Raw genomic sequence first — 7,423 nt, 5'->3', positions numbered from 1 at the left:
GCTTCCCCCTGTTGTATAGTAAGCAGCAACCAAGCCATGCACTTACCACCCGAAAGGAGGATGCCGATGCAAACGGAAACCAGGCAGGCCCGTGCCCCGCTCCCCGTCAAACGGCGGAACAGCATGGCTGCCTTCCAACGGCAATGGCCACTGTATCTGCTCATGCTATTGCCGATGACATTCTTTATCGTATTTAAGTACATTCCAATGGCGGGCGTCGTGGTTGCTTTCAAGGACTACAACATTTTTCAGGGGATCTGGGCCAGTGAGTGGGTCGGATGGGACGTCTTTCGCGAGATCTTTGCGATGCCGCAATTCTACAAGGCGCTGCGTAACACGTTGATGCTTAACGTCTTCTCTCTGCTAACGTTCCCGGTTCCCATTATCCTGGCGATTATGCTGAACGAGCTGCGGGTTCATTGGTACAAACGCGTCAGCCAAACCTTGCTGTATTTGCCCCACTTCATCTCCTGGGTCATTGTCGGCGGGATGGTGCTTCAATTACTCGCAACCAATACGGGCAGCGTCAACGAGTTCATCAAGAGCCTCGGCGGCCGACCGATCCCGTTCCTCGAGGACACGGTACTGTGGATTTTAACCTACACGGGAGCCGGGGTTTGGCACTATGCAGGCTGGGGAACGATCCTTTATTTGGCAGCGCTTACAAGCATCAATAAGGAGCTTTATGAAGCTGCCGAGGTCGATGGAGCCAGCCGGCTGAGACGAATCTGGCATATTACGCTCCCCGGGATTAAGCCTACGATCGTAGTGCTGTTTATTATCCAGATCGGCCATATGGCGGATATCGGCTTCGAGCAGCCGTATGCCCTGCAGAACGGCTACGTCATGGATGTCGCTCAGGTGATCAGCACCTATGTGTACACGGTGGGCATTCAATCGGCTCAATTTGCGCTGGCGACCGCCGTGGGATTGTTCCAGTCGGTCATCGGGCTGATTCTGCTGCTCACGGCCGAACTCATATCCCGAAAAGTAAACCAGCAAGGCATCTTCTAGTCAAGGAGGGAGCGAAGCGTGATCCGGAATCCGGTTGATAAAGTGATCGATACGTTCGTCATCGTGTTCATCGGCTTATTTGCCTTGTTTTGCGTCTTGCCGATGATCCATATCTTTGCCTTATCCTTCAGCGGCAACCGGGCCATTATGTCCGGGGAGGTATTCCTGTGGCCGGTGGACTGGAACTTCCATTCCTATTCCGCCGTATTCGGGGACAGCTCCATGATGCGGTCCCTGTTGCTGACGGTGATACTGGTCGTCGTCTATACGGCGGTCGCCTTGGTGATGACCATTATGGCCGCGTATGCGTTAAGCCGGAGAAACTTCCGAGGCCGAAACGTGATGTTTGGGCTGATCATTGTCACGATGTTTTTTAACCCGGGGATCATCCCCAATTACTTGCTGATCAAAGAGCTGGGCCTGCTCAATTCGCCCCTGTCGCTCATCTTGCCTCTAATGATTAATGCGTTCCTGCTGATTATTATGAGAACTTCCTTCTCCGGCGTTCCCCATGAACTGGAGGATTCGGCATGGATGGACGGCTGCGGCCATTTCCGCTTTCTGCTTCAGGTCGTACTGCCGCTACAGCTGCCGATTCTTGCGACCATCGGACTTTATTCCGCTGTGGACCGTTGGAACATGTTTCAGGACGCTCTGTTTTACATCAATGATAAAAATTTGTACCCGCTCCAGCTCAAGCTTTATCAAATGGTCATCAACAGCCAAGTGAACGATGCCACGGCGCAGGAAGGCTTTAATGCCGCGACGCCGATTCCTCAAGGCATTCAGTCAGCCAGCATTATGTTTGCTACCGTGCCAATCTTGCTGGTCTACCCTTGGCTGCAGAAATATTTCATTTCCGGCATGTTGCAGGGGGCCATTAAAGGATAGGTCCTTCCCCCCTGCTTGGCAGGAAGCAGCCCGATGTGGATAGCTGCTCTTCGGCCTCCAAGCCGAAGGTCACTATATTTAAACCAATTCAAAAGGGAGGCAACACCATGCGCAAACCATTTCGCTCCTCGATGTTCGCCTTAGCGGCGCTGGTCATGGCCGCAAGCTTCGCTTTAGCAGGCTGCGGCGGAGGAAGCAACAGCTCATCCAGCGGAAACGGAAAGGACAGCGGCGGGAATTCCGCAGCGACGAACAGTTCCCAGGAATCCGCACCGAAGGGGGAACGCATTACCTTAAAGGTGGAGCTGTTTGACCGCAACAATACGCCAGCTGGGGAACCGCCAATTACGGATAACTTCATGACCCAATACATCCAGAAGAGCTTTGGCGACCCGAACAACATCGACGTTGAATTCGTGACGGTGCCGCGTGCCGAAGAGGTCGATAAGCTGAACGTTCTGATGGCCTCGGGCTCCGCTCCGGACATTGTATTCACGTACAGCAAGCCTACCGTGCAAAACTACGTGAAAAGCGGAGGCCTAACTGACCTGGGACCACTCATCGATCAATATGGCCCCAACTTAAAGAAAGTGCTGGAGCCTTCCCTCCCCTACGGCGTATTTGAAGGGAAGCAATATGTCATTCCGGCACTGCGCGTAATTCAAGCTCAAAGCACGACGTTCATTCGCAAGGACTGGCTCGATCAACTGAACCTTCCGCTCCCGCAAACGACGGAGGAATTTGTGAATACCATGCGCGCCTTTAAAGAGAAGGATCCCGGCAAGACGGGCGGCAAGGTCATCCCTTACAGCTACATCGACGTGTTCCACATGATGCCTCTCGTCAACTCCTTCTGGAAATGGGATGAAATCACGGATCGAGATTTGTACGCGGTACCGAGATGGCTGCAACCGGGGAGCAAAGACGGTTACCGACTGCTGAACCAAATGTATAATGAAGGGCTGATTGATCCGGACTTCGCACTTAGCGACGACTTCAGCCAAGCTTTTGCCCAACAGGTCGTGAACAGCATTGCCGGGGCCGGCACGCCGAACACCAATGAGCCGGTTTATAACGGGTACTATGCCAACTTGAAAGCGAACAATCCGGACGCGGTACTGGAGGCGATCGATCCGTTCTCGACTCCGGACGGGAAGCATCCGAAGCCAGTGTATGAACCGATTGGCGCGTACATCATGGTTCCGAAGACAAGTAAAAACGCAGAGGCGGCTGTGAAATATTTGAACTGGATGGCCGACCCAAGCAACATTCTCGTGCTGCAAAACGGGGAGGAAGGCGTCTCGTACGAAATGAGCGAAGACGGGTTGCCTTTGCTGTTGAATACGCCGGAAGCTCAAAACCTGCTGTACAACTATTACGATTACTGCATCATCCTGAACGGCAAATACATTTCTACCGAAGATCCTAACAAGAACATTGCCGCCAACGCCTTCGATCCTGACTTCAAAGATTTCACCGTCAAGAGTATCCAAGTCGGAACGAATGACGGATATACCCTGCCTCGTGTAGACATCGCGGTGGATGCTGAGATTAAATATGCCAAAATTCTAGAGGATTTCGAAAAAGAAATGCTCGCGAAGATCGTCACGGCCAAACCTGATCAATTCGACAAGGTCTATGACCAGAAGGTCGAGGAATACATGGCCATGGGCGGTAAAGCCGTCATGGAAGGAAAACAAGCGGCTTACGACGAGTTCTACAAGAAGTAATAGATACGGAATCGGGCCTTTCGGAGAGTTCTCGGAAAGGCCCGATTCCCATCCATGCTAGGGAGGGAACCCAAATGATTCATGTAGCCGTGATTGGGGCTGGTGCGATATCCCCGGCCCATATTCAAGCGTATTTACAGTTTCCGCAGCAGTGCCGGATCGTGGCGATCTGCGATATTTATCCAGAGAAGGCGCAGCAAAGGGCAAATGAATTTCAGTTGGATGTAGACATCTATGCCAACTATTCCGAATTGCTCCAGCGCAGCGACATCGACCTGGTCTCCGTATGCACCCCGCCGTATACTCACGCGGAGACAGCGATCGCCTTTTTGAATGCGGGCAAGCATGTGATTGTGGAGAAGCCGATGGCTTCTTCACTGGAGGAATGTGATCGGATGAACGAAGCCGCAGAACAGAGCGGAAAGATATTATCCGTCGTCGCACAGAACCGATTCACAACCCCTATGATGAAGCTGAAAAAGGTGTTGGACACGAAGCTGATGGGGCCGATCGTACACGCGCAAGTCGACTCTTATTGGTGGAGAGGCCACTGTTACTATGATCTGTGGTGGAGAGGTACCTGGGAGAAGGAAGGCGGCGGCTGCACGCTGAATCATGCAGTGCATCATATCGATATTTTTCAATGGATGAACGGTATGCCGGCGGAGATCACTGCCGTGATGAGCAACACCTCCCATGATAACGCCGAGGTGGAGGACATCTCGATCGCCATCGCCCGCTACGATAATGGGGCCCTGGCTCAGCTCACCAGCTCCGTCGTGCATCACGGGCAGGAGCAGCAGTTGATTTTCCAGGGGAAGCATGCGCGGGTGTCTGCACCGTGGAAAGTAGCTGCTTCGCTATCGAAGCCCAATGGATTCCCTGAGCCGGATGTAGAACTGGAGGCGAAAATACAGCAGGCTTACGACGAGCAACCGAAGCTGACGCATGAAGGTCACCGCGGCCAAATTCAAGATGTGCTGAATGCGATTGAACATGGGACGCCCGTACTGGTCGACGGCATACAAGGCCGCAGGACGCTGGAGCTGATTACGGCGATATATCAATCCGCGAGTACCGGCCAAGCAGTGAAGCTGCCGCTGGGTCCGGATAGTCCCTTTTATACACGGCAAGGGATCTTGCAGAACGCAACTTATTTTTACGAGAAGAAGACCAGCATCGAGAATTTTAGCGAGAATACGATCACCTCAGGGGGCAACAGCTAATTCACGAAAGGGGCAGTCGCCATGACGAAGAAGCAAGATGGCATGAACTATGCGCCGAAAGGAAAGCCCAATCCGGTCGTTGGCGCAGGCGATTTCCGCTTTGCGGCGATCGGATTGGATCATGGGCATATCTACGGAATGTGCAACGGGTTGATCGAGGCCGGGGCGGAGCTCACGGCGGTGTATGACCCGGACCCAGAGAAGGTGAAGCGGTTCATTGATACGTTTCCTCAAGCGAAGGCGGCGGCGTCCGAGGAGGAGATTTGGGCAGATCCGGGGATCCGGCTGATCGCTGCGGCCTGCATTCCTTCAGAACGATGCGCCCTCGGGCTCCGGACGATGGACCATGGCAAGCATTACTTTGCGGATAAACCAGCGTTTACGACGTTGGAGCAGGTCGAACAAGCGCGACGAAAAACGGAAGAGACCGGGCTCAAATGGGGAATTTATTATGGGGAACGCCTCCATGTAGAGAGCGCAGTATTTGCCGGCCAACTGATCGAGGAAGGCGCCATTGGTCGGGTTGTCCAGGTCATCGGCACTGGGCCGCATCGGGCCAATCCGCAGGCAAGGCCGGAATGGTTCTTTGACCCCGATTGTTACGGTGGGATTTTATGTGATATTGGGTCGCACCAGATCGAGCAATTTCTGTATTACGCAGGCGCAAAGGATGCGAAGGTACTCCACAGCAAAGTAGGCAATTACAAGTTCAAGGAATATCCTCGGTTTGAGGATTTTGGCGATGCGACGCTGCTCGCTGATAACGGGGCGACCTTCTACTTCCGGGTGGATTGGCTGACTCCCGACGGTTTGGGGACATGGGGCGACGGCCGGACCCTCATCTTGGGGACGGACGGCTACATCGAAATTCGCAAATACATCGACATCGCCCGGGAAGCCTCCGGCAATCATCTCTATTTAGTGAATCATGAAGGCGAATTCCATTATGACTGCTCCGGGAAAGTGGGTTACCCTTATTTCGGCGCTTTTATTTTGGATATCCTCAACGGAACGGAAAACGCCATGACCCAAGAGCATGCCTTTAAAGCTGCGGCTTTGTGTATCGAGGCGCAGAAGCAAGCGATTCGGATTGAAACAGATTAGAAAAATGAAGGGGCTGACCCACTCGTCATTTGCGATGACGTGGGCAGCCCCTTGGTTCGTCCATATTACTGCGGCATCGCTTTCCCATCGATACCGATCATCACGGCGTCGGTATCCGCCTTCAGTTTGCCTTCCGCCAAGTCGAGGATCGCCTTCGCCGAATCCAGTGGATCGCCGGGCGCCTGACTGCCGCCCATCGGAGTGCGTATCCAGCCTGGATGCATCGCGTACACGCCGAACCCTTGCGGCACCAGCTCCTTGCGCAACTGAGCGGTAAAATAGTTCAACGCCGCCTTGGACAACGCATACGGATAGTCGCCGCCGTAAGCGCCGGCAAAGCATCCAGCCTCCGAGGATACGTTTAGAATAAACGGGCGGTCACTCTCTTTCAGCAGCGGCAGGAAATGCTTCACCATCTTCATCGGACCGTACAGATTGGTGCGGAACGTATTCTCCACCGCAGCGAATTCCAATCGCTCGATCGACTGGTCCCGGGCCAGCAAGATCCCTGCATTATTAATCAGCGCGTCCACCGTTCCCCATCTGGCAGCCATGGCTTCCTTGGCTTTGGCAATCGAATCTTCTCCTTCATCCCGTCGATCACAAAAGCAATATGGTGCATGCCTTCCCCTTTCTCCTCCAGGAAGTCCCGCCAAGTGCTGGGATGCTCATCCGGTTCGATCAGCTCCAGCTGCAGCTGGCCGCAATCAAAAAACGCCAGTTTCGCGCGAGCCAGAGACGGTGCCCCTTGATATTCCGTCTTCGCTACTTCCACCGCATCCGTCCAAAACCAAGCGGGCTTCTCCACGCCCAGGAAATCCGCGTAGGCTTGCGAAACGGCTTCAATATCCCCTAACGACAATTCCGATTTGCGTAATCACCTTGCTGCCTAACGGTTGTTTGTCCATGTGCGGTTGCTCCTCTTCTTTTTTTTCATAGGCTCTGTTATAATTAAATGTTGATAATTGCATAAAAATGAAAGGGAACCCTCTTTATTAGGTTCCCTCCATTTTTATTTAACAATCCATCCAATTTGGTAAGTGTAGGTTTTTAAAAGGATTACTCTTTTTTCCAACGTTTAAGGGTTGGTAATAAAGTTGTCAATTCTTGTCTTGCTTTTTCTTCGCCCATTGCTTCTCCCAAAACAGGTACAAGCATCTCTATCATTTCCTGCATAGTTAGATTAGGGTGAATGAATTTCCCGTCTTTATAGCAATTTGTACAGTAGATGCTTTTACTTCCGTCTGGTTCTATTGCTATGAAATGTGCGTGTTCTTCGTTAAAAGGTAAACCACAACTTTGACACATTGTTACTTTTGTCATTTTTGTCATTCCTTTCTTAAGGTAAATAATTTTAATTAAAAATTTAGTTTACTACAAAAAATATCATTGTTTCAACATTTCGCGATCACTCAGTTAAAATGTTACTAAAGAGGCATCGGTTCACTCACATCGAAA

At 52.1% G+C, this 7,423-nt stretch carries 7 protein-coding genes and 1 pseudogene; 5 read left to right on the top strand and 3 right to left on the bottom strand.

All coding sequences use genetic code 11. From position 1 onward, the window contains the following. Nucleotides 1–66: 66 nt before the first annotated feature. From RW092_RS15585 to RW092_RS15565, 5 genes are all read left to right on the top strand, one after another. Nucleotides 67–1,014 carry an ABC transporter permease gene (locus RW092_RS15585; protein WP_316010632.1) on the top strand — a complete coding sequence of 316 codons (948 nt, stop codon included), beginning with the start codon at nucleotides 67–69 and terminating at the stop codon, nucleotides 1,012–1,014. Between the two features lie 18 nt (nucleotides 1,015–1,032). After that, the gene (locus RW092_RS15580) at nucleotides 1,033–1,905 is read left to right on the top strand and encodes a carbohydrate ABC transporter permease (RefSeq protein WP_028537468.1); all 873 of its coding nucleotides are present in this window, start codon (nucleotides 1,033–1,035) and stop codon (nucleotides 1,903–1,905) included. A 107-nt stretch (nucleotides 1,906–2,012) separates the two neighbouring features. Further along, a complete protein-coding gene (locus RW092_RS15575; protein WP_316010631.1) occupies nucleotides 2,013–3,635 on the top strand; it encodes an extracellular solute-binding protein in 1,623 nt (540 codons plus the stop codon). Nucleotides 3,636–3,709: 74 nt separating this feature from the next. Next, nucleotides 3,710–4,861, top strand: coding sequence for a Gfo/Idh/MocA family protein (locus tag RW092_RS15570; protein WP_316010630.1), 1,152 nt, complete (start codon nucleotides 3,710–3,712; stop codon nucleotides 4,859–4,861). Between the two features lie 21 nt (nucleotides 4,862–4,882). Beyond that, on the top strand, nucleotides 4,883–5,965 hold the full coding sequence (locus tag RW092_RS15565) for a Gfo/Idh/MocA family protein (RefSeq protein ID WP_316010629.1): 1,083 nt from the start codon (nucleotides 4,883–4,885) through the stop codon (nucleotides 5,963–5,965). Nucleotides 5,966–6,030: 65 nt separating this feature from the next. On the opposite strand, the gene RW092_RS15560 is transcribed toward RW092_RS15565, so the two are convergent. From RW092_RS15560 to RW092_RS15550, 3 genes and pseudogenes are all read right to left on the bottom strand, one after another. After that, on the bottom strand, nucleotides 6,031–6,621 hold the full coding sequence (locus tag RW092_RS15560; protein ID WP_316010628.1) for an SDR family NAD(P)-dependent oxidoreductase: 591 nt from the start codon (nucleotides 6,619–6,621) through the stop codon (nucleotides 6,031–6,033). Continuing rightward, a pseudogene (locus RW092_RS15555) lies at nucleotides 6,537–6,873 on the bottom strand (VOC family protein); the annotation flags it as partial. The gene RW092_RS15560 and the pseudogene RW092_RS15555, both read right to left, overlap by 85 nt. A 151-nt stretch (nucleotides 6,874–7,024) precedes the next feature. Beyond that, complete coding sequence (locus RW092_RS15550; RefSeq protein ID WP_160691535.1) at nucleotides 7,025–7,288, bottom strand: zinc ribbon domain-containing protein; 264 nt, start codon at nucleotides 7,286–7,288, stop codon at nucleotides 7,025–7,027. Nucleotides 7,289–7,423 lie beyond the last annotated feature (135 nt).

Source organism: Paenibacillus sp. 3LSP (assembly GCF_032465655.1).
In the GTDB taxonomy this organism is placed as follows: domain Bacteria; phylum Bacillota; class Bacilli; order Paenibacillales; family Paenibacillaceae; genus Fontibacillus; species Fontibacillus barengoltzii.
The sequence above is the reverse complement of the archived record's forward strand: the minus strand, read 5'-3'. Positions and strand labels throughout refer to the sequence as shown.